Source organism: Nocardia sp. NPDC059154 (genome assembly GCF_042755705.1).
In the GTDB taxonomy this organism is placed as follows: Bacteria; Actinomycetota; Actinomycetes; order Mycobacteriales; family Mycobacteriaceae; genus Nocardia.
In genome coordinates this window covers 43,203-63,436 of record NZ_JBHZCS010000014.1, presented here as the reverse complement: position 1 = coordinate 63,436, position 20,234 = coordinate 43,203, and the positions used below count along the sequence as shown (strand labels likewise).

General features: G+C 66.0%; 19 protein-coding genes, 1 tRNA gene and 1 pseudogene. 11 read left to right on the top strand and 10 right to left on the bottom strand.

Features of this window, described 5'->3' with window-relative positions; translation table 11 throughout:
• Positions 1-86 precede the first annotated feature (86 nt).
• Positions 87-836 carry a DUF5919 domain-containing protein gene (locus ACFXN1_RS14810; protein ID WP_379442393.1) on the top strand — a complete coding sequence of 250 codons (750 nt, stop codon included), beginning with the start codon at positions 87-89 and terminating at the stop codon, positions 834-836.
• 12 nt (positions 837-848) lie between these two features.
• Entirely contained in the window at positions 849-1,319 is a 471-nt protein-coding gene (locus tag ACFXN1_RS14805) for an NUDIX hydrolase (protein ID WP_379442392.1), read from the top strand.
• Here the strand turns inward: ACFXN1_RS14805 and ACFXN1_RS14800 are convergent.
• Positions 1,296-1,862: an HD domain-containing protein gene (locus ACFXN1_RS14800; protein ID WP_379442391.1), complete on the bottom strand. Its 567-nt coding sequence runs from the start codon at positions 1,860-1,862 to the stop codon at positions 1,296-1,298. The two genes, ACFXN1_RS14805 and ACFXN1_RS14800, sit on opposite strands and share 24 nt — an antisense overlap.
• Positions 1,863-1,947: 85 nt before the next feature.
• Between ACFXN1_RS14800 and ACFXN1_RS14795 the strand changes: the two genes are divergently transcribed.
• Entirely contained in the window at positions 1,948-3,039 is a 1,092-nt protein-coding gene (locus tag ACFXN1_RS14795) for a tyrosine-type recombinase/integrase (RefSeq protein ID WP_379442389.1), read from the top strand.
• 75 nt (positions 3,040-3,114) lie between these two features.
• On the opposite strand, the gene ACFXN1_RS14790 is transcribed toward ACFXN1_RS14795, so the two are convergent.
• The 4 genes from ACFXN1_RS14790 to ACFXN1_RS14775 form a co-directional block, all read right to left on the bottom strand.
• Positions 3,115-3,186 (bottom strand) — tRNA-Val (locus ACFXN1_RS14790).
• Positions 3,187-3,249: 63 nt separating this feature from the next.
• Complete coding sequence (locus ACFXN1_RS14785) at positions 3,250-3,714, bottom strand: peroxiredoxin (protein WP_354838203.1); 465 nt, start codon at positions 3,712-3,714, stop codon at positions 3,250-3,252.
• A 108-nt stretch (positions 3,715-3,822) separates the two neighbouring features.
• Positions 3,823-4,245, bottom strand: coding sequence for a DUF3052 domain-containing protein (locus tag ACFXN1_RS14780; protein WP_354838512.1), 423 nt, complete (start codon positions 4,243-4,245; stop codon positions 3,823-3,825).
• A gap of 160 nt (positions 4,246-4,405) precedes the next feature.
• A complete protein-coding gene (locus ACFXN1_RS14775) occupies positions 4,406-4,963 on the bottom strand; it encodes a hypothetical protein (RefSeq protein WP_379399909.1) in 558 nt (185 codons plus the stop codon).
• A 243-nt stretch (positions 4,964-5,206) separates the two neighbouring features.
• Between ACFXN1_RS14775 and aceE the strand changes: the two genes are divergently transcribed.
• The 6 genes from aceE to ACFXN1_RS14745 all read left to right on the top strand — a co-directional run bounded on the left by aceE (position 5,207) and on the right by ACFXN1_RS14745 (position 13,733).
• Positions 5,207-8,074, top strand: a complete 2,868-nt coding sequence (aceE, locus tag ACFXN1_RS14770) for a pyruvate dehydrogenase (acetyl-transferring), homodimeric type (RefSeq protein WP_379442418.1) — start codon at positions 5,207-5,209, stop codon at positions 8,072-8,074.
• A gap of 45 nt (positions 8,075-8,119) precedes the next feature.
• Positions 8,120-9,421 (top strand): PucR family transcriptional regulator, encoded by a 1,302-nt coding sequence (locus tag ACFXN1_RS14765; RefSeq protein ID WP_379400047.1) that lies wholly within the window; start codon positions 8,120-8,122, stop codon positions 9,419-9,421.
• Between the two features lie 127 nt (positions 9,422-9,548).
• Positions 9,549-10,463, top strand: coding sequence for an ACP S-malonyltransferase (locus ACFXN1_RS14760; RefSeq protein ID WP_379399910.1), 915 nt, complete (start codon positions 9,549-9,551; stop codon positions 10,461-10,463).
• Positions 10,464-10,562: 99 nt separating this feature from the next.
• Positions 10,563-10,868: a meromycolate extension acyl carrier protein AcpM gene (acpM, locus tag ACFXN1_RS14755; protein ID WP_033086997.1), complete on the top strand. Its 306-nt coding sequence runs from the start codon at positions 10,563-10,565 to the stop codon at positions 10,866-10,868.
• 11 nt (positions 10,869-10,879) lie between these two features.
• The gene (locus ACFXN1_RS14750) at positions 10,880-12,130 is read left to right on the top strand and encodes a KasA/KasB family beta-ketoacyl-ACP synthase (RefSeq protein ID WP_379399911.1); all 1,251 of its coding nucleotides are present in this window, start codon (positions 10,880-10,882) and stop codon (positions 12,128-12,130) included.
• A gap of 172 nt (positions 12,131-12,302) precedes the next feature.
• Complete coding sequence (locus tag ACFXN1_RS14745) at positions 12,303-13,733, top strand: acyl-CoA carboxylase subunit beta (RefSeq protein ID WP_379378453.1); 1,431 nt, start codon at positions 12,303-12,305, stop codon at positions 13,731-13,733.
• 79 nt (positions 13,734-13,812) lie between these two features.
• Here ACFXN1_RS14745 and ACFXN1_RS14740 read toward each other — a convergent pair whose 3' ends face one another.
• The 5 genes from ACFXN1_RS14740 to ACFXN1_RS14720 form a co-directional block, all read right to left on the bottom strand.
• Entirely contained in the window at positions 13,813-14,325 is a 513-nt protein-coding gene (locus ACFXN1_RS14740) for a BBE domain-containing protein (protein WP_379442388.1), read from the bottom strand.
• A 25-nt stretch (positions 14,326-14,350) separates the two neighbouring features.
• Entirely contained in the window at positions 14,351-14,755 is a 405-nt protein-coding gene (locus tag ACFXN1_RS14735) for a hypothetical protein (RefSeq protein WP_379442387.1), read from the bottom strand.
• Positions 14,756-14,769: 14 nt separating this feature from the next.
• Positions 14,770-15,303, bottom strand: a complete 534-nt coding sequence (locus ACFXN1_RS14730) for a DUF3145 domain-containing protein (protein ID WP_379378458.1) — start codon at positions 15,301-15,303, stop codon at positions 14,770-14,772.
• A gap of 120 nt (positions 15,304-15,423) precedes the next feature.
• A complete protein-coding gene (locus tag ACFXN1_RS14725; protein ID WP_379399914.1) occupies positions 15,424-16,236 on the bottom strand; it encodes a serine hydrolase domain-containing protein in 813 nt (270 codons plus the stop codon).
• 177 nt (positions 16,237-16,413) lie between these two features.
• Positions 16,414-17,853, bottom strand: a complete 1,440-nt coding sequence (locus ACFXN1_RS14720) for an amino acid permease (protein WP_379442385.1) — start codon at positions 17,851-17,853, stop codon at positions 16,414-16,416.
• A 162-nt stretch (positions 17,854-18,015) separates the two neighbouring features.
• Between ACFXN1_RS14720 and ACFXN1_RS14715 the strand changes: the two genes are divergently transcribed.
• Together ACFXN1_RS14715 and ACFXN1_RS14710 are read left to right on the top strand one after the other, a co-directional pair.
• Positions 18,016-19,206 carry a serine hydrolase domain-containing protein gene (locus ACFXN1_RS14715; RefSeq protein WP_379442384.1) on the top strand — a complete coding sequence of 397 codons (1,191 nt, stop codon included), beginning with the start codon at positions 18,016-18,018 and terminating at the stop codon, positions 19,204-19,206.
• A 23-nt stretch (positions 19,207-19,229) separates the two neighbouring features.
• Positions 19,230-20,231 (top strand): annotated as a pseudogene (locus ACFXN1_RS14710) (agmatine/peptidylarginine deiminase); the annotation flags it as partial.
• Between the last annotated feature and the right edge of the window lie 3 nt (positions 20,232-20,234).

The following is a 20,234-nucleotide window of genomic DNA, read 5'->3' as shown; positions in this document are numbered from 1 at the left end:
AAGGCCAACTTCACCCCACAGCAGGCCTTGTGCAGACTTCTCCAAGACATCTAAGATGTCCATAGATGTCTTGGAGGGGATCCACGATGCCGAACGATCGGTTGCGAGACGCGCTCTTGCGCAACGGATTAACGCCCGAAACCCTGGCAGAGAAGCTTCATGTCACGACAAAGACCGTCGACCGGTGGGTCAGGAATGAAACGATTCCGTATCCGAAACACCGCTTTGAAGTAGCGGCGCTCCTGAAGGAATCAGAGCAGTTCTTATGGCCCGACGCAGTGACGCCCGAACGGGCGGCAGAGATTGCAGCGTCGGAGGTGGTCACTATATATCCGCATAGACACGAGATCCCCCGTGAACTATGGCTGAAATTGTTTGACTGCGTTGATGACCAGCTCGATATTCTCGTCTATGCCGGAATGTTCCTGACAGACGACACAGCACTCTTGAAAAAGCTCCGCAAGAAGGCTCAGAGCGGAACGAAAGTTCGTCTACTTCTTGGTGATCCAGAAGGCACCGCAGTGCGGCTCAGGACCGACGAGGAGAACATCGGGGCTGGCGCTATCGCCGCCAAGATCAAGAATGTCCTAGCGTTCTTTCAACCCGTCATGGGCGAGCCGGGTATCGAATTCAGACTCCATGACACAACTCTCTACAACTCGATCTTCCGGTTCGACGATCACATGCTCGTCAATATGCACGTCCACGGAAGGATGGCACCGCAGTCACCTGCGATGCATCTTCGACAGCTTTTCGAAGGCAGCCTTTTCGAGGTCTACTCAGATAGCTTCGATAGCATATGGGAAGGTTCCAAGCCGTATCCGGCGACAGACTAGCCTAGGAGCAGCATGGCACGCACCGAGTACTACAACGATCCACGTGCACCCAAAGCCAACAGCATCGTTGTCGCTGCTACCGCCTTCGTTCTGGACGACCAAGATCGCGTTCTGCTCATTCAGCGCAGCGACAATGGGCGATGGGCAATCCCAGGCGGCGGACAGGACTTCGGCGAGTACCTTGCAGATACAGCCGTGCGAGAGACCCGAGAAGAGACCGGGATCGACATTGAAGTTACCGGCCTGGTCGGAATCTACTCCAACCCGAATCATGTAATGGCTTACTCGGATGGCGAAGTTCGACAACAGTTCTCAATTTGTTTTCGCGCGAAACCACTTGGCGGGCAACTTCATACAAGTCCCGAATCCCCGAAGGTCAAGTGGGCAACAAGGACTGAGTTAGACGGCCTGAATATCCACCCGTCGGTTATGCTTCGAATAGATCATGGTTATGCACGGTTAAATGAGCCCTACATCGGCTGATCCGTGAATAATTCGAGCCTCGGTCCGCTCTACCGCGGCAAGAAGTTCATTCCGAGCAGAATGGATGAAGTTGTAGACAATACTCCCAGCACCGTAACGCGCAAGGATCTCAGACAGTCTCCCCTCGAAGGCCACCAGATCTCCATCCGGGCTAGTAGTCATGTCGCAAAACCATAGAGCGTCTCGCAGAGGCGAACTCTCGTCATCAAAGACCAGCAGCTCGTCCTCCAACCCACGCAATGTCGCTTCACGGATCGCGCAGGAGTGACGAGCCACTAGGGCACAAAGACGCTCGTCCCATCCGCAGTCACGCAGGAACACCGCCCCATCCAGTGGGTGAAAACCTGTGGTAGCCAACGACGGTGCGTATCCGATGTCATGAAGCCAGCACGCCGCGACGAGAACGTCTGCTTCAACCCCGAAGGCTGACGCGATCCGAGTACCCTGGCGGGCAACGCCGTTGACATGTCGCCATCGCCGCGGCAACGCCGTAGCGAGATGAACCTCCGCAAGATTTCGGGCGTCACGTACGAGCTCACTCATCAGCCTCACGTTACCCGGACTCCAGGATTTCCAGCATGGAGCGGCATTTTCGGCGCAGGTCAGGACTGGATGGAGGGCTCGCCCCATGGGATGGGCAGAAAAGCTACCGAGTGGCCGATACCGCGGCGTGTACCGAGACGCGAACGGCCAGAAGCGGAGTGCCGGCATCTTCACCACAAAGGAGATCGCGCGCCGCAAGGCTACCGCCAAGGAAGACTCGGAGCGCGAGAACCCAACACGACCAACGCCTGCGCTGTCCTGGAACGAGTGGCTTCCCAGATGGACAGCGCAGCGCACTGTTGAAGAGGGAACGCTCTCGATTGACACGCGGCGTATCAACAAGCACCTCGTACCGCGGTGGGGCTCAGTACTTCTGACCGACATCACGCAACCCGACGTACAGGAGTGGGTTGCCAGCCTGCCGCTAGCGCCCACGACTGTCGACAAGTGCTACCGACTACTCAGTGGCTCAATGAAAGCGGCCCGAAAGGCCAATCTGATCCATGAAAACCCGTGCGTGGACATCAAGCTGCCCAAGCCCGGGCCAAGCCCTGAGCGGCACCTTGAAGACGAGGAATTCTCCGCTCTGCGTGAGCCGCTCGACATCTTCGATCAGCTGGTGATCGATGTCCTCGTGGGCACCGGTATGCGGATGGGCGAAGCCCAGGGGCTACACAAGGAGCACATCGACCTCAAACGCAAGGTGATCAGCGTCGAGTGGGCCTGGGATAAGGAGGCCCGGCGACTTAAGGCACCGAAAGACACCGAACGACGAAGCATCCCTATCGGGGAGACGTTGACCGCCACCCTCCTGGCCGTCATAAAACGAGACGGCCTCGGTGAGCCTTCGCCAGTCCGGTACGTGGCCGGCCGATCCGTCAGAAGCGGACTTTTGTTGGCCCACACCGATGGTCGGCCATTCGATCAAGACAACTTCGCGAAACGGTTCCAGGCGGCACTTCGAGTCGCATGGGTCGGCGAAGGAGACGATCGGCGTCGGCTGGGCAAGGTCCGCCCCCACGATCTTCGCCATACCTATGCGGGCCGCCTCGTCCGCGCAGGGGTGCCTCTACAGCAGGTTCAGAAGCTCCTCGGGCATGCCTCGATCCGCACAACACAGCGGTACGCGAGCCTCGCAGACAGCCAGTGGGAGAACGTCCGGAACATCCTCGGCTGAGCCGAAAGCCCCACGTTTGCCCCACACTTTCGATCGTGGGGCAACCCGGAGGGCAACTGACCTGCACAAACAGAGTGGGCGCAGAGGGGATCGAACCCCCGACCGCTGGTGTGTAAAACCAGTGCTCTACCGCTGAGCTATACGCCCCAACTGCCCGGGCGGGGCCCGGGGTCGGATCGGTGCGCCGGATGTGGATGTCCGGGCAACGGGTTATGAATCTAGTGTGGCGAGGGCTTTTTCCCAAGCGTGCTGGTCACGGGGCTCGCCGGGGCCGTTCATCTCGGCGAAGCGGACGATGCCGTCCTTGTCGACAACGAAGGTGCCGCGGTTGGGGTAGCCGGATTTCTCGTTGAAGACGCCGTAGGTCTGGGCTACGGCGCCGTGCGGCCAGAAGTCGGAGAGGAGGGGGAAGGTGTAGCCCTGCTCGGCTGCCCAGATTTTGTGGGTGGGCGGGGGGCCCACGGAGATGGCGAGGATCTCGGCATTGTCGTTCTGGAACTTGGGGAGTTCGTCCCGGACCTTGCAGAGCTCGCCCTGGCAGATACCGGTGAAGGCCAGGGGGTAGAAGACGATCAGGACGTTTTTCTCGCCGCGGAAGCTCGACAGCGTGACTTCCTGATTGTTCTGGTCCTTCAGCGTGAAGTCCGGTGCGACCGAACCGACCTCGAGCGGCATACCTTCCCCTCCATCCTCATGTCCTGAGCGCAGCACCGAGCGACACCGCGTGGAGACACGCGGAATCCACCGTTGTCACTCGGCTTACCTGAAACCTTAGTGGAGGCCTCAGCGCTGCTTGGAAGGTGTCTTGGGCTGGGTGAGCTTGGTGCCCGTCCAGGTGCCCAGGGAGACCGGGGTGGTCGCGGTGAGGCCGGCGGGGGTCGCCGACTCGCCGATTTCGCTCGGATCGACATGGCCGGGTTGACCGGTCTTGGGGGTGAGCACCCAGACGACGCCGTCGTCGGCGAGCGGGGTGATCACGTTCAGCAGCTCGTCCACCAGATCACCGTCACCCTCACGCCACCACAGCAGCACGACGTCGACCACCTCGTCGGTGTCTTCGTCGAGCAGCTCGGAACCGGTGGCTTCCTCGATCTCGGCGCGAAGCGCGTCATCGGTATCTTCGTCCCAGCCCAGTTCCTGAACCACCATGTCGTGTGAAATGCCAAGCTTCTGAGCGTAGTTCTGCGCGTCCGCCGCGGCGACCACGGTGGTGTCCTCCTCAACTCCAGACAATAGGTAGTTGCAAGCGAACATGGTAAAAGCCCCCAGCGCAAGCCGATCGGCCGAAATCGCACCCTAAATGTCGTATGTGAGACCAGTGAGATCCATTGGACAGCCCGGTTTCACACCACGTGAAGGGCCCGATTCACTTGGCCGGGCAGGCGTTCCGGACACCGGTCAGAGCATCGTTGACCTTGCGACTCGCGTCGTTCAGCGGCGACACCGACGCGCTGGTCGTCATCTTCCGCACCTCCGCGGCCAGCGACCGCGCCGCGGTCACATAGTCGGTGAACTTCTGCCCCAGATCCGCCGGCAGGTCCGCACCCGACGCGCCCACCTGAGTCTCGACCGTCTTCGCGGCGTCCTCGAGCGCGGACGCCGCCGCGTCGCGCTTGGCGATCTGGTCGGCCGCGTTCGCGTCGTGCGCGTCGACGAACTCGTTGTAGCGATCGACAGCGGTCCCGGTGATCTTGCGGAACGGGTCGCAGTTGTCGAAGGTCGCTTTGGCGGTCGCCGCGGCCGCCTTCGAAGAGGCGGCAGCCGCCGAGGACGACGCGGCCTCGGCCTTGTACGACGTCACCTGAACCTGATTCACGGTCGGAGTACCCTCGACCGTGTTCGCGCACCCGGCGAGAACCAATCCCCCCGCCACCGCCGCGGACGCGCACACCAGTCCGAACCCCCGCGGGTTCAGCAGCTTCACTTGTTTCCTCCCCGATCCAGCCCGGCGGTGTTGGATGGCGTCGCGAGCGGCGCGATTCCCTGCGCAACCGTACTGGATTTCCGGCTGACATGATGACCTGGGCCGCATCATCGGCAAGGATGTGAGATGCGCCCCAGACCAATCGTTACGGGTATGCCGCCCACCAGCGGATATCCGGGGTATTGACGCCACACCAGATGTCCCACCCCATGTGTACGAGGAGCAAACGTCTTGACCGACTTGATGCACCCGACTTCGTCGAATTCCACCAATGGATCGGCACGCAAATCCCCGGCGGGAGGCCGGGTTCGAGTGATTCGCGAGGGGGTGGCGTCATACCTGCCGGACATCGACCCGGAGGAGACCAGTGAATGGCTCGACTCCTTCGACGAAATGCTCACCCGCGAGGGCCCCGGCCGCGCCCGCTACCTCATGCTGCGCCTGCTCGAACGCGCCGGTGAGCGCCATGTCGCCATCCCCGCGCTGACCTCCACCGACTACGTCAACACCATTCCCACCGAGAACGAGCCGTGGTTCCCCGGCGACGAGGAGGTGGAGCGCCGCTTCCGCGCCTACATCCGCTGGAACGCCGCGGTCATGGTGCACCGCGCCCAGCGGCCGGGAATCGGTGTGGGCGGCCACATTTCGACCTATGCGTCCTCGGCGGCGCTCTACGAGGTCGGTTTCAACCACTTCTTCCGCGGCAAGGACCACGCGGGCGGCGGCGACCAGGTGTTCATCCAGGGCCACGCCTCCCCCGGCATCTATGCCCGCGCCTTCCTCGAAGGCCGCCTCACCACGGACCAGATGGACGGCTTCCGCCAGGAGTACAGCCACGGCGGTCCGGGCCACGGCCTGTCGTCCTACCCGCACCCGCGCCTGATGCCGGACTTCTGGGAATTCCCCACGGTGTCAATGGGTCTGGGCCCGATGAACGCCATCTACCAGGCCCGCTTCAACCACTACCTGCACGACCGCGGCCTCAAGGACACCTCGGACCAGCACGTCTGGGCGTTCCTCGGCGACGGCGAGATGGACGAGCCGGAGTCGCGCGGCCTGATCCAGGTGGCCGCCAACGAGGGCCTGGACAACCTGACCTTCGTCATCAACTGCAACCTGCAGCGCCTCGACGGCCCGGTTCGCGGCAACGGCAAGATCATTCAGGAGCTGGAGTCGTTCTTCCGCGGCGCCGGCTGGAATGTCATCAAGGTGGTCTGGGGCCGGGAGTGGGACGCCCTGCTGCAGGCCGACCGCGACGGCGCGCTGGTGAACCTGATGAACAGCACGCCCGACGGCGACTACCAGACCTACAAGGCCAATGACGGCGCCTACGTGCGCGAGCACTTCTTCGGCCGCGACCCGCGTACCAAGGAACTGGTCAAGGGCCTGTCGGACGCCGAGGTCTGGAACCTCAAGCGCGGTGGCCACGACTACCGCAAGATCTACGCCGCCTACGCCGCGGCCATGGCGCACAAGGGTCAGCCGACGGTCATCCTGGCCAAGACCATCAAGGGCTACGGCCTGGGCAAGCATTTCGAGGCCCGCAATGCCACGCACCAGATGAAGAAGATGACCCTCGACGATCTGAAGGCGTTCCGCGACGTGCAGCGCATTCCGATCACCGACGCCGAGCTCGAGGCCAACCCGTACCTGCCGCCGTACTACCACCCCGGCCAGGACGCGCCCGAGATCCAGTACATGATGGATCGCCGCAAGCAGCTGGGCGGTTTCGTCCCCGAGCGCCGCACGCTGGCAAAGCCGCTGCAACTGCCCGGCGACGAGGCCTACCGTTCGGTCCGCAAGGGTTCGGGCAAGCAGTCGGTGGCCACCACCATGGCCTTCGTGCGCCTGATGAAAGAGCTGTTGCGCGACAAGGAGATCGGCAAGCGCATCGTCCCGATCATCCCCGACGAGGCCCGCACCTTCGGTATGGACTCGTGGTTCCCCTCGTTGAAGATCTACAACCGCAACGGCCAGTTGTACACATCGGTCGACGCGGATTTGATGCTTGCCTACAAAGAGTCGAGCATCGGCCAGATCCTGCACGAGGGCATCAACGAGGCCGGCTCCACCGCGAGCTTCACCGCGGTCGGCACCTCCTACGCCACCCACGGCGAGCCGATGATCCCGCTCTACATCTTCTATTCGATGTTCGGCTTCCAGCGCACGGGCGACGGCCTGTGGGCGGCGGCGGATCAGATGGCGCGCGGCTTCGTGCTCGGAGCTACCGCCGGGCGAACCACGCTCACCGGTGAGGGCCTGCAGCACAACGACGGTCACTCGCTGCTGCTGGCGTCCACCAACCCGGCCTGTGTCGCCTACGATCCGGCCTTCTCCTTCGAGATCGCCCACATCGTGCGCGACGGCATGCGCCGCATGTACGGCGGCGGCCCGGCCGAGGGCTACCAGGAGGCGCTGCCCGGCACCGATCCCGAATCGCGTTCGGTGCACCACGAATTCGGCGGCGAGGACATCTTCTACTACATCACCCTCTACAACGAGCCCTACGTCCAGCCGGCCGAGCCGGAGAACCTGGACGTGGCGGGTCTGCTCAAGGGCATCTACCTGTACCGTCCCGGCGGCGCCGGCGACCTGCGCGCCAACATCCTGGTCGCGGGCGTCACCATGCCCGACGGCATGCGCGCACAGGAGATGCTGGCCCAGGAGTGGGGTGTGCAGGCCGATGTCTACTCGGTGACCTCGTGGGGCGAGCTCCGCAAGGAGGCCCTCGCGAAGGAGATCGCCAAACTCCGTCACCCCGACCAGGATCCGGGTCTGCCCTACATCACCGAGGTGCTGTCCAAGGCGCAGGGCCCGGTCGTCGCCGCCTCCGACTGGATGCGCGCGGTGCCCGACCAGATCCGTCAGTGGGTGCCGACCGAATACATCACCCTCGGTACGGATGGTTTCGGTTTCTCCGACACCCGCCCGGCCGCGCGCCGCGTCTTCAATGTGGATGCCGCGTCCATCGTGGTCGCCGCGCTGCAGGGTCTCGCTGCTCAGGGCCGGATTTCACCCGCCACGGTGGCCGAGGCGGCACGCCGCTACGCCATCGACGACGTGAACGCCGCGCCGAAGGCGGCACCCGGTACCGAGGGCGGCGACGCATAACCGAACATAAATACCGTGGAACGTAAACCGCCGAGGCCGCGCCGGATCAACGAAGAGGGCACCTCCTCCCACGAGGTCTATCTCCCGACCGGCGCGCTCTCCCCGAATCGGCAGACGCGCGACCCGCTTCCGGACACTCTCCTGAAACGGGTCAAGCAGTTCTCCGGTCGCCTGTCCACCGAGGCCGTGGCCTCGATGCAGGATCGGTTGCCGTTCTTCGCCAATCTGGACGCCGCCCAGCGGGCCGGCGTCCAGATGCTGGTGCAGACGGCGGTGGTGAACTTCCTGGAGTGGCTGCAGGACCCGGAGTCGGATATCCGCTTCAGTCTCGATGCCTTCCAAGTGATTCCGGACGATCTGGCGCGGCGGCTGACGCTGCGCCAGACCGTCGACATGGTCCGGGTGGCCATGGAGTTCTTCGAGCAGTGGCTGCCCGCCCTGGCGCGCAACGACCGTCAGCTGGTGGCGCTCACCGAGGCGGTGCTGCGGTACGGGCGGGAGCTCGGTTTCGCCGCCGCCTCGGTGTACGCCTCGGCCGCGGAGTCGCGCGGCGCGTGGGACACCCGATTGGAGGCCCTGGTCGTCGATGCCGTGGTGCGCGGCGACACCGGCCCCGAAATGCTGTCCCGTGCGGCCACTCTCAATTGGGACGCGACCGCCCCGGCGACGGTCCTTGTGGGTACTCCCCCCAAGGACCAGGTGGCTGTTGTCAGTTCCGTACATAGTGTGGCCGGCCGGCACGGCCGCAACGCGCTCGCCGTGGTGCAGGGTTCGCGGCTGGTGATGGTAGTCAGCGGACATCTCGGCGACCCGATGTATCCGTCGCAGTTCCTGGCGGACCTGCTCGCCGAGGCCTTCTCCGAGGGCCCGGTGGTGATCGGCCCGACCATGCGGGCGCTGTCCGCCGCGCACGTCAGCTCGGTGGAGGCGATGGCCGGCATGGAGGCCGTGGTGGGATGGCGGGGTGCGCCACGCCCGGTGCACGCCTCCGAACTCCTGCCCGAACGCGCCCTGCTCGGCGACCGTGCGGCCATAGACGCCCTGAACGAGCACCTCGTGCTGCCGTTGGCCGCCGCCAGCGCCGATCTGTCGGACACGCTGGACGCGTATCTGGATTGCGGTGGAGCCGTCGAGACCTGCGCCCGCCAGCTGTTCGTTCATCCAAATACGGTCCGCTATCGGCTCAAGCGAATCGCCGACATCACGGGCCGGGATCCGATGAACCCGCGTGATGCCTATGTGTTACGAATCGCGGCCACAGTAGGTCGGCTGACACGAACTCGTAACGAATCACCCACTCCTGCCACTGATGTGACTCCCATCACAGATCCTAAGGATGGGGTGTAACGAGATTCGAGCATCGGGCGATCCGGACGGCCCACTTGGTCTTTTGTGGACTCCTCACAAAACTGCCAAGCAAGCTTCATTCGCGCCGACATCTCGTGAGAGCGGCCTCACAGTGTTTTCTTGAGTCGTGATCGCATTGCTCGCCCCTGGACAGGGCTCTCAGACTCCCGGCATGCTCACCCCTTGGCTCGATCTTCCCGGCGCTGCGGACCGCATCGCGCTGTGGTCGAAGGCCTCGGGGCTGGACCTGCTGCGGTTGGGCACGACTGCGACCGCCGATGAAATCGTCGACACGGCTGTCACCCAGCCGCTCGTCGTCGCGGCTGCCCTCATGGCTTTCGCGGAAATCCCGCAGGATTCGCTTCCCGCGGATACAGTCGTCGCCGGACACTCGGTCGGCGAATTCGCCGCCGCTGCCGTCGCCGGAGTCATCTCCGCCGATGACGCGGTGGTCCTGGCCGCCATCCGCGGAGCGGAAATGGCCAAAGCTTGCGCACTCGAGCCGACCGGTATGTCCGCTGTGCTCGGTGGTGACGAAGCGGAGGTGCTCGCTCGTCTCGATGATCTCGGTCTGATTCCGGCCAATCGCAATGCGGTGGGTCAGATCGTGGCCGCGGGTAAGCTCGAGGCGCTCGAAGCCCTTGCCGCGAACCCGCCCGAAAAGGCCCGCGTCCGTGCACTTCCGGTCGCCGGCGCCTTCCACACCGCGTTCATGGCTCCCGCCCAGGACGCGGTCGCGGAGGCCATCGCCAAGATCGCGCCCAGCGCGCCGGTCCGGACCCTGCTGTCGAACTTCGACGGGCAGCCGGTCAGCTCCGGTCAGGACGCGGTCGACAAGCTCGCTGCCCAGGTCACGCGCCCCGTGCGCTGGGATCTGTGCACTGAAACGATCCGTGCGGCAGGGGTTTCCGCGGTGGCAGAGTTGCCGCCGGCGGGCACCCTGGTCGGCATCGCCAAGCGGGAGCTCAAGGGCACCCCGAATCTGGCGCTGAAGACACCCGCGGACCTCCCCGCGCTCGCCGAACTCACCGCGGCAAGCTAGCTTGGCTCGCGGCCCGCTCCTATCAACGGCGATGGAGCAACCGGGTCGCAAACAATTGAAAATCCACCCTCTACAGGAAATAAGAAGGGAGCCACCACAGTGGCCGCTCTGACCCAGGAACAGATCGTCGAAGAGCTCGGGAAGATCATCGAAGAGGTGACCGGTATCGAGCCCTCCGAGGTGACCATCGAGAAGTCCTTCGTCGACGACCTGGACATCGACTCGCTGTCGATGGTCGAGATCGCCGTCCAGACCGAGGACAAGTACGGCGTCAAGATCCCCGACGAGGACCTGGCGAGCCTGAAGACCGTTGGCGACGCGGTGGCGTACATCCAGAAGCTCGAGGCCGAGAACTCCGACGCGGCCGCTGAGCTGAAGGCCAAGTTCGGCGCCGAGGGCGAGTAGGAACCGACACCGTGACCACTCCTTCCACCTTGAACGGGAACTTTCCCAACGTCGTCGTAACGAGCATGGCGGCGACCACGTCGATCGCCGGTGACGTCGATGCGACGTGGAAGGGCCTCCTCAATGGCGAGAGCGGCATCGACACTCTCGAGGACGACTTCATTGCGGAGTACGACCTTCCAGTTCGAATCGGCGGCCACCTGAAGGTGTCGCCGGACACGCTGCTCGATCGGGTCGAGATCCGTCGCATGGCGTACGTCGAGCGACTGGCGACCGTGCTCGGTCGCGAGGTGTGGAAGAACGCCGGCTCTCCCGAGGTCGACCCGCTGCGGCTGGGTGTGGCCATCGGCACCGGTCTCGGCGGCGGCGACGCGCTGATCGATTCGGTGGACAAGCTGAAGAACGGCGGCTATCGCAAGATCTCGCCGCTCGCTGTTCAGATGGTCATGCCGAACGGGCCGTCCGCCGTCGTCGGTCTCGAACTCAAGGCCCGCGCGGGTGTGATCACTCCGGTCTCGGCGTGTTCGTCGGGTTCGGAGGGCATCGCCAACGCGTGGCGGATGATCGTCATGGGTGACGCCGACATCATGGTCACCGGCGGTGTCGAGGGTTTCATCGACTCGGTGCCGATCGCCGCGTTCTCCATGATGCGGGCCATGTCGACTCGCAACGACGATCCGAAGGCGGCCTCGCGCCCCTTCGACAAGGATCGCGACGGCTTCGTCTTCGGCGAAGCGGGCGCGCTCATGGTCATCGAGACCGAGGAGCACGCCAAGGCTCGTGGCGCCACCATCCACGCCCGACTCATGGGCGCGGGTATCACCTCCGACGGGTTCCACCTGGTGGCCCCCGATCCGGAGGGCAGTGGTGCGGCTCGCGCCATGCAGCGCGCGATGCAGACCGCCGGGTTGTCCCCCAAGGACGTGACCCATGTCAACGCCCACGCGACTGCCACCCCGATCGGTGACACCGCGGAGGCCAACGCGATTCACAAGGCCGGCGTGCAGCACGCTTCGGTCTACGCTCCCAAGTCGGCCCTGGGCCACTCGATCGGTGCCGTCGGCGCACTCGAGTCGGTACTCACGGTGCTCAGCATCCGGGATGGCATCGTCCCCCCGACGCTGAACCTGGACAACCAGGATCCGGCGATCGATCTGGATGTCGTGCACGGCGAGGCTCGCCGTCAGGACATCGAGTTCGCGATCAACAACTCCTTCGGTTTCGGTGGGCACAATGTCGCGCTCGCCTTCGGCCGGTACTGACACGGATTCATCCCGGTAAACCGGAAATCCGGCTCAGCTTTACCGGTCAGTAAGACAAGCGGTCCCGGCGGGGGTTTTCGGATGGACGATCCCGCACCCGAAAATCCCCCCGGGACTTAGACATTCGCAGCCGCTCTCAGCGACCGCCTTTCCCCCATGAGGAGAGTTTGCGATGACCATAATGGCCCCCGCTCACGCCGACACCGCTACCGATCCCCGTGACCCGCTGGGTCGGTTGCAGCGCTTCTTCGACCCCGGAACCGTTCTCCCGCTACACCCGCGCGACAAGTCCGGTGTGCTCGCCGCCATCGGTGAGGTCGACGGCGTCCGCACCGTCGCCTACTGCTCCGACGCCACCGTGATGGGCGGCGCCATGGGCGTGGAGGGGTGCAAGCACATCGTCGACGCTATCGACACCGCCATCGATTCCCAGGTTCCCGTTGTGGGCCTGTGGCATTCGGGTGGCGCCCGGCTGGCGGAGGGCGTCGAGGCCCTGCACGCCGTCGGCCTGGTCTTCGAGGCCATGGTCCGCGCGTCCGGCCAGGTCCCCCAGATTTCCGTGGTGCTCGGCTTCGCCGCCGGCGGCGCCGCCTACGGCCCCGCACTGACCGACATCGTCATCATGGCTCCGGAAGGCCGCGTCTTCGTGACCGGCCCGGACATCGTGAAGACGGTGACCGGTGAGAGCGTGGACATGGCGACCCTCGGTGGCCCGATTACCCACGGCAAGAAGTCCGGCGTCTGCCACATCGTCGCCGACGACGAGCAGGACGCGATGCATCGTGCGCGCCGCCTGGTCTCGATGTTCGCCGAGCAGGGCGAATTCGACCTGGCCGCAGCCGCACACGGCGATGTCGACCTCAAGGCCATGATGCCGGAGTCGGCCAAGCGCGCCTACGACGTCAAGCCGATCATCCACGAGCTGCTCGACAACGTCGACGGCGAGAGCACCTTCGAGGAGCTGCAGGGCGGCTACGCCCGCTCCATGGTGGTCGGTCTGGGCCGGCTCGGCGGCCGCACCGTCGGTGTGCTGGCCAACAACCCGATCCGCCTGGGTGGCTGCCTCAACTCCGAAAGTGCCGAGAAGGCTTCGCGTTTCGTGCGCCTGTGCAACGCCTTCGGTATCCCGCTGATCGTCGTCACCGACGTGCCGGGCTACCTGCCGGGCGTCTCGCAGGAGTTCGAGGGCGTGGTGCGCCGCGGCGCCAAGCTGCTGCACGCCTTCGCCGAGGCCCGTGTCCCCCGCGTCACCCTGGTCACCCGCAAGATCTACGGCGGCGCCTACATCGCGATGAACGCCCGCTCGCTGGGCGCCACCGCCGTGTACGCCTGGCCGGGTTCCGAGGTCGCCGTCATGGGCGCCAAGGCCGCGGTCGGCATCCTGCACAAGAAGGCGCTCGCGGCCGCCCCGGAGGAGGAGCGCGAGGCCCTGCTGGAGCGTCTGACCGAGGAGCACGAGCGCATCGCCGGTGGCGTCCAGCGCGCCATCTCGATCGGTGTCGTGGACGAGGTCATCGAGCCCGCCAAGACCCGCTCCACCATCGCCGCCGCCCTGGCCGCCGCCCCGGCGCGGCCGCAGCACAACAAGAACATTCCGCTGTAATCGGTTACACGGCAACGCAATAGCGGGCGGTCTCCTCGGAGACCGCCCGCTTTTCGTTGGCCGGGAACGGGTTTCGCTGTCAGGCCGGGGGGATGTTGGCGTTGTGGTGGAAGACGTTGTCGGGATCCCAGGCGGATTTGAGGGCGACGAGGCGGGAGTACTTGTCGCCGTAAGATTCCCGGACACGATGCTGGTCGTGGTCGACGAGGAAGTTGACGTATCCGACGTCGGAGCGGGCGTGCGGGCGCAGGGCGGCCCAGAAGTCACGGGCCCACTCGCGTTCGGCCGGGAAATCGTCGGGCTCGGTGCTGAGGGCGTTGATGTTGATCGCCCAGCACGGTTGGCGCGAACCGCCGAATGCGGTGTTGGCGTTGGGAATCGCGCAGTAGGCACCGCGGAGGGGGAAGATCGGGACCAGGGAGTCGACCAGGCTGCGGCGCGGGAAGTGGTCGACGAGGGTGGCGAGCACCTCGTCGGTGAGCTCGTCCACGTAGAGCGACTTCTCGTAGGCGAACAGACCCGCCGGGGAGGACTCGTCGAACATCTGCTGCAGGGCGGTGTACGGGATCGGAGTGACGAGCTCCCAGTTCATCGCGGATCCCGAGTGGGAGCCGACGTCAGGACTGGAGGCGGACCTTGTCGGCGGACTCGTTCTGGCTGGCGCATTCCTGATAGGGATTGGGGGTGGCGGGGCGTTCGCCGCAGACCCAGCGGACGGTGTCGACGGTGACGGCGATGTCGCCGGTGGATTGTTTGGCGCGCTGGTCGGCATAGGCGGTGACGACGGAGAGCGCGGTGGGGCAGAAGCCGGTGCCCTTGGCGGTGGAGACCACGACCGCCAGGCCCCAGGGGCCGGCGCCGCACTGGACGGCCTCGTGGCCCGCGGCCGGGAAGGCGGCGGCGGAGGTGGCGGGGTGGGCCGAGGAGCCGGAGGCGACGGTGGGGCTGTTGTCGTTGCAGCCGGTGAGGGCGAAGGCCGTCGCCATGGACAGGGCCGCACCCGCGATCGCTGTGGTCCGCACGAATCCTCCTCGTATCAGCCGACGTCGCGGCGCAGCCAGGTGACTTCGGCGCCCTCGCCGCCGAGGCGGTAGGGCTCGAGGATATCGTCCCAGGCGGTGCCGAGGGCGCGGTCGATGTCAGCGGCGATCTCGGCGGCGGAGCCGCGGCCGTGGGCGCGGGCCTCGGCGACGATGGCGCGCAGATGCATCTCACCGACCATGACGTCGCCGCAGGCGCCGGTGGCGCCGCTCCAGAGGCCGAGGCCGGGAACGAAGCTGAAGCGGGCGCCGTCGACGCCCTCGCTGGGGTCCTCGGTGACTTCGAAATACAGCACGGGCCAATCCCGCAATGCTCTGGCTAATTTCCCTCCGGTACCAACCGGGCCGCACCAATCGGTGGTGGCACGCAGCTGTCCGGGATCGGCCGGCTGCGCGGTCCAGCGCAGTTTCGCGGGGGCCTTGAGAGTGGAGGTCAGAGCCCATTCGACATGCGGGCACAGCGCAGCCGGCGACGAATGGATATAGACGACTCCAGACGTCGCCTCCGCGAACTGACTAGACGCGTGCACCACTGACACCTCCGGCTCGACGAGGGACGTCTTCCCCAACGGCCCCTTCTGAGCTCGGCGTTGCCCGAGTGTACTGGAGTGCCCGGTGTTGCGTGTGTTACTTGACGCCTGTGTCGGCCGCTACGCAAACTCCGCGATTACGGCGTCGCTGAGGGGCGGCCACGCCGCTCGGGCCCAGTCCCCGAAATTTTCGTCCGCCAGCGCGAGACACGCCATGCCGACTTCCGGATCCACCCAGAGGAATGTGCCGGACTGCCCGAAGTGCCCGAAAGTCCGCGACGAGTTCGCGCCACCGGTCCAGTGCGGCGATTTGTGGTCGCGGATTTCGAAACCCAATCCCCAGTCGTTGGGGCGCTGCGACCCGTAACCGGGAAGGACACCATTGCATCCCGGGAATTGCACGGTGCTTGCTTCGGAAACCAATTCGGCACTCACGACAGCAGGTTCCAGCAATTCCTCGGCGAATCGCAGGAGATCTGCGACCGAGGAGCGGCCGGCATGTCCGGCCGAACCGACCAGCGCCGAGGAGTTCATGCCCAGCGGCTCGAAGACGGCCTCGCGCAGGTACTGGTCGAACGGGATACCGGTCTGCGCCGCAACGAAATCCGCGAGCACCTCGAACCCGGCGCTGGAGTAGATCCGCTTCGCGCCGGGCCGGGCCAGCACCACGGTGGTGTCGAAGGCCAGGCCGGAGGTGTGGGCGAGCAGGTGCCGCACTGTCGATCCGGGCGGCCCGGCGGGCTGGTCCAGCTCGATCGCGCCCTCCTCGACGGCCACCAGAACCCCGTAAGCCACAAGGGGTTTGGTCACCGAGGCGAGCGGGAAGACATGCGCGGTGTCACCCTCGGCGTCCACCACGCCCTTGCCGCGGACGACAACCCCCGCCGCCGCGTTCCGGACCGGCCACTGTCGAATCTGCTCCAGCGCTCGCACACATCGAGAGTACTGTGTTTGATTTTGCCCTCCGCTTCGCTCCGGGCGGGTTCGCGGCCCCGAGGTCTCGATTCTTCCCTCCCTCCACTCCTCCGCTGCGCTCCGTCGCTCCAAGCGCGGGGAGGCGGAGCGCAGTCCAGAATCGAGACGGCCGCGAACCTTTGGGCTGTCCGCCGGTTACGAATGCGCCTGCGAGGTAGCGGTTTCGGCAGGCATGGCATTGTTCAGGGCTGACCTTGGCCGCCCGTAGCCGAAGTACACCACCAGCCCGACCGCCGACCACAGTGTGAACGCCAGCCAGGTCACCCCCGGCAGGTGGATCAGCAGCCATACGCACATGGCCACGCCGATGACCGGCACCAGCGGCACCAGGGTCCGGAACGACCGCGGTAGCTCGGGTTTGGTGCGGCGCAGCACCAGCACGCCGATGTTCACCAGCCCGAAGGACACCAGCGTGCCGATATTGGTGGCGTTCACCAGTTCGCCCAGCGGCACCAGCGCCGACAGCACCGCCACCACGCCGCCGACGATGAGCGTATTGACGGTCGGCACGCGCTTCTCCCCGACCCGTGACAGTACGGCGGGCATGAGCCCGTCGCGGGACATGGAGACCAGGATGCGGGTCTGCCCGTAGAGCACGGTCAGCACCACCGAGGCGATGGCGATGACCGCGCCGCCCGCGAGGATGGTGGCGGGCCAGCCGCGCCCGGTGACCTGTTCCAGCACGGTGGCCAGCGACGCGCCCGAGCTGCTGACGGCGTCCACGCCGACCGCGCCGACGGCGGTCAGCGCCACCAGCACGTAGACCAAGGTCACGATGCCGAGCGAAATGATGATGGCGCGCGGCAGATCTCGCTGCGGATTCTTGGCCTCCTCACCGGCGGTGGAGGCGGCGTCGAAGCCGATGAAGGAGAAGAACACCATCGAGGCCGCCGCCCCGATGCCCGAGACGCCGGCCGGCGCGAAGGGGTGCAGGTTCGAGGAGTGGAAGGCGGTGACCGCCACGGCCACGAAGAACACCAGCACCGCGATCTTGATCATGGTGGTGACGGTGGTGACCCGCGCGCTCTCCCGGATGCCGCCCAGCAGCACCACGGTGGCCAGCACCACCACGATGGCGGCGGGCAGGTTGATCACCCCGCCGTCGCCCGGCGGCTGCGCCAGCGCGTCCGGAATCCGCCAGCCGATGGTCGATCCCAGGAACTCGTTGAGGTACGCGCCCCAGCCGACTGCGACCGCCGCCACCGACACGCCGTACTCGAGCAGCAGGCACCACCCGCAGATCCAGGCGATGATCTCGCCCAGCGTCGCATAGGTGTACGAGTAGGCCGATCCGGACACCGGCACCGCGCCGGCCAGTTCCGCGTAGGACAGGGCGGAGAACAGCGCGGCCAGTGCGGCGATGACGAAGGAGACGACGACGGCGGGCCCGGCCAGCGGTGCGGCCTCGCCCAGGACCACGAAGATGCCGGTGCCGAGGGTGGCGCCGACCGACAGTGCGATCAGCGAGATCAGGCCCATGCTGCGCCGCAGTGCGGTGTGTTCTCCATCGGAGGTGAGCTGTTCAACTGGCTTGGTCCGCAGCAATGATGCGGTAATCCGATGGAGTCCGGGCATGTGCGGCCACGCTACCGGTTCGGACCGGTCGAAATGGCATCAGGGTGGCGCATCCATCGGGGGATCCGTACTGCTCACAGCTATGTACTGGCGTCGCACTGGTATTCACCATCGTCGCTACGACCCGCACAGACCGTACGCCCGGTTACGATCGGACCCATCATGAGTGAGCAGGTCACGATCCATGGCGAGGTGGACGCGGGTTTCGGCCCGGTCGCCGACGCGTTCCGCCGCAACTTCGGCCGGCACGGGGAGATCGGTGCGGCGGTGGCGGTCTACGACGGGGATCGGCCCGTGGTGGATCTGTGGGCGGGGCATCGCGATCGCAAGCGCCGGGTGATGTGGGAGCGCGACACCATGGCCCCGGTGTGGTCCTCGACCAAGGGCATGACCGCGTTCGCGGTGGCGTCGGTGGTGTCGCGGGGGCTGCTGGACTATGAGGATCCGGTGGCGCTGCACTGGCCGGAGTTCGCCGCGCACGGCAAGGAGTCCATCACCGTGCGGCAACTGCTGGACCATCAGGCCGGGCTGGCGGCGCTGGATCGGCCGTTCCGGCTCGCGGATATGGCCGATCTGGATCGGATGGCGGTGGTGCTGGCCGAGCAGAAACCGTTGTGGCGGCCGGGAACCCGGCACGGCTATCACCCGATCACGGCCGGGCTGTATCAGGGCGAGCTGCTGCGGCGGGTCGATCCGGAGCATCGCACGCTGGGCCGCATCTTCGCCGAGGACATTGCCGGACCGCTGGGCGCGGAGTTCTATATCGGCCTGCCGGAGGAGGTTTCGCTGGATCGGGTGGCCGCGCTGTCGGCGACCGAGGGCCTCGACATTCTGCGCTATGAGCGAGATCTGCCGGTGCGCATCGGCATTCAGCTCTACAGCAAGCGCGGCCTGTCCTTCCGCGCGCTGAACAGCCCGCAGGTCGGTGCGCCCGCCCGGGCCGCCCGGCGCGAATTCCTCGCGGTGGAGAGCCCGGCCGCGGGCGGTGTCGGCACCGCGCGGGCGCTGGCGCGGGTGTACGGCGCGGCGGCGGGGCGGACCGGTGAGCTGCCCATCGAGCCGAGCCTGTTGGACCGCCTGGGCTCCCCCGACACCGCCGACGACGTCCCGGCCGAGGACCTGGTGCTGCTCACCCCGAGCCGCTATCACCTGGGCTTCCGCCGGTCGCGCGGCGGTTTCCGGTTCGGCTCCGACAAGCGCGCCTACGGCACCACCGGCTATGGCGGCTCGTTCGGATTCGCCGATCCGGCAACGGGTCTGGGGTTCGGCTATGTGATGAACCGCCTGGGTATGGCGGTGCTCGACGATGTCCGTTCGCGCAATCTCCGTGAGGCCCTGCTCCGCTGTCGCTGACCGAAAGGAATAGGTCCATGCCGAGCCAACCGTGGGTGATGCCCGACGAAGGACAGCCACATCGGCGGACCTGGATGGCCTTCGGGGCCGATGAGCGGGTGTGGACGCCCGAGCTGCTCCCCCGCATTCGCGAGGATGTGGCCCGGATCGCCCGCACCGTCGCGCGATTCGAGCCGGTGTCGATGCTGGTGCGGCCGGAGGAATTCGATCTGGCCCGCGCGCTGGCCGGGCCGGAGGTGGCGCTGGTGCCCGCGGAGATGGACGATCTGTGGCTGCGAGACAGCGGCCCGGTGTTCGTGGGCGGCGACGGGGCCATGGCGGCGGTCGATTTCAACTTCAATGCCTGGGGCGACAAGCAGGAGTATCAGGAGGATGCGCGGCTGGCCGGGCTGGTCGCCGAGCGCACCGGGGCGGAACTGCTGACGACCGAGCTGATACTGGAGGGCGGCGGCATCGAGGTCGACGGGGCGGGCACCGCCATCGTCACCGAGAGCTGCGTGCTCAACGACAATCGCAATCCCGGCTGGCAGCGCGAGGACGTGGAGGCGGAACTGGCTCGGCTGCTGGGGATTTCGAAGGTCATCTGGCTGCCCGGCATCGCCGGCTACGACGTCACCGACGGGCACACCGATTTCTACGCGCGGTTCGCGGGCCCGGGCGTGGTGGTGGCCGGTCGTGAGGACGATGTGGACTGCTACGACTACGACGTCACCCGCCGCCATCTCGCCATCCTCCAGGACTCCGCCGATGCCCTGGGCCGCCCGCTGCAAGTGGAGGTGATTCCCGGCCCGGCGCGGGTGCGCGACGAGTTCGCCGACGACGACTTCGCGGCCGGCTACATGAACTTCTATGTCTGCAACGGCGCGGTCGTGGCCCCCGAGTTCGGGGATCCGGAGGCCGACGCCTTCGCCGAAGCCACACTGGCGCGGCTGTTTCCGGGCCGCCGGGTGGTGCAGATCGATATCGACGCGGTCGCCGCGGGCGGCGGCGGCATCCACTGCACGACCCAGCAGGAGCCGGCGTAGACC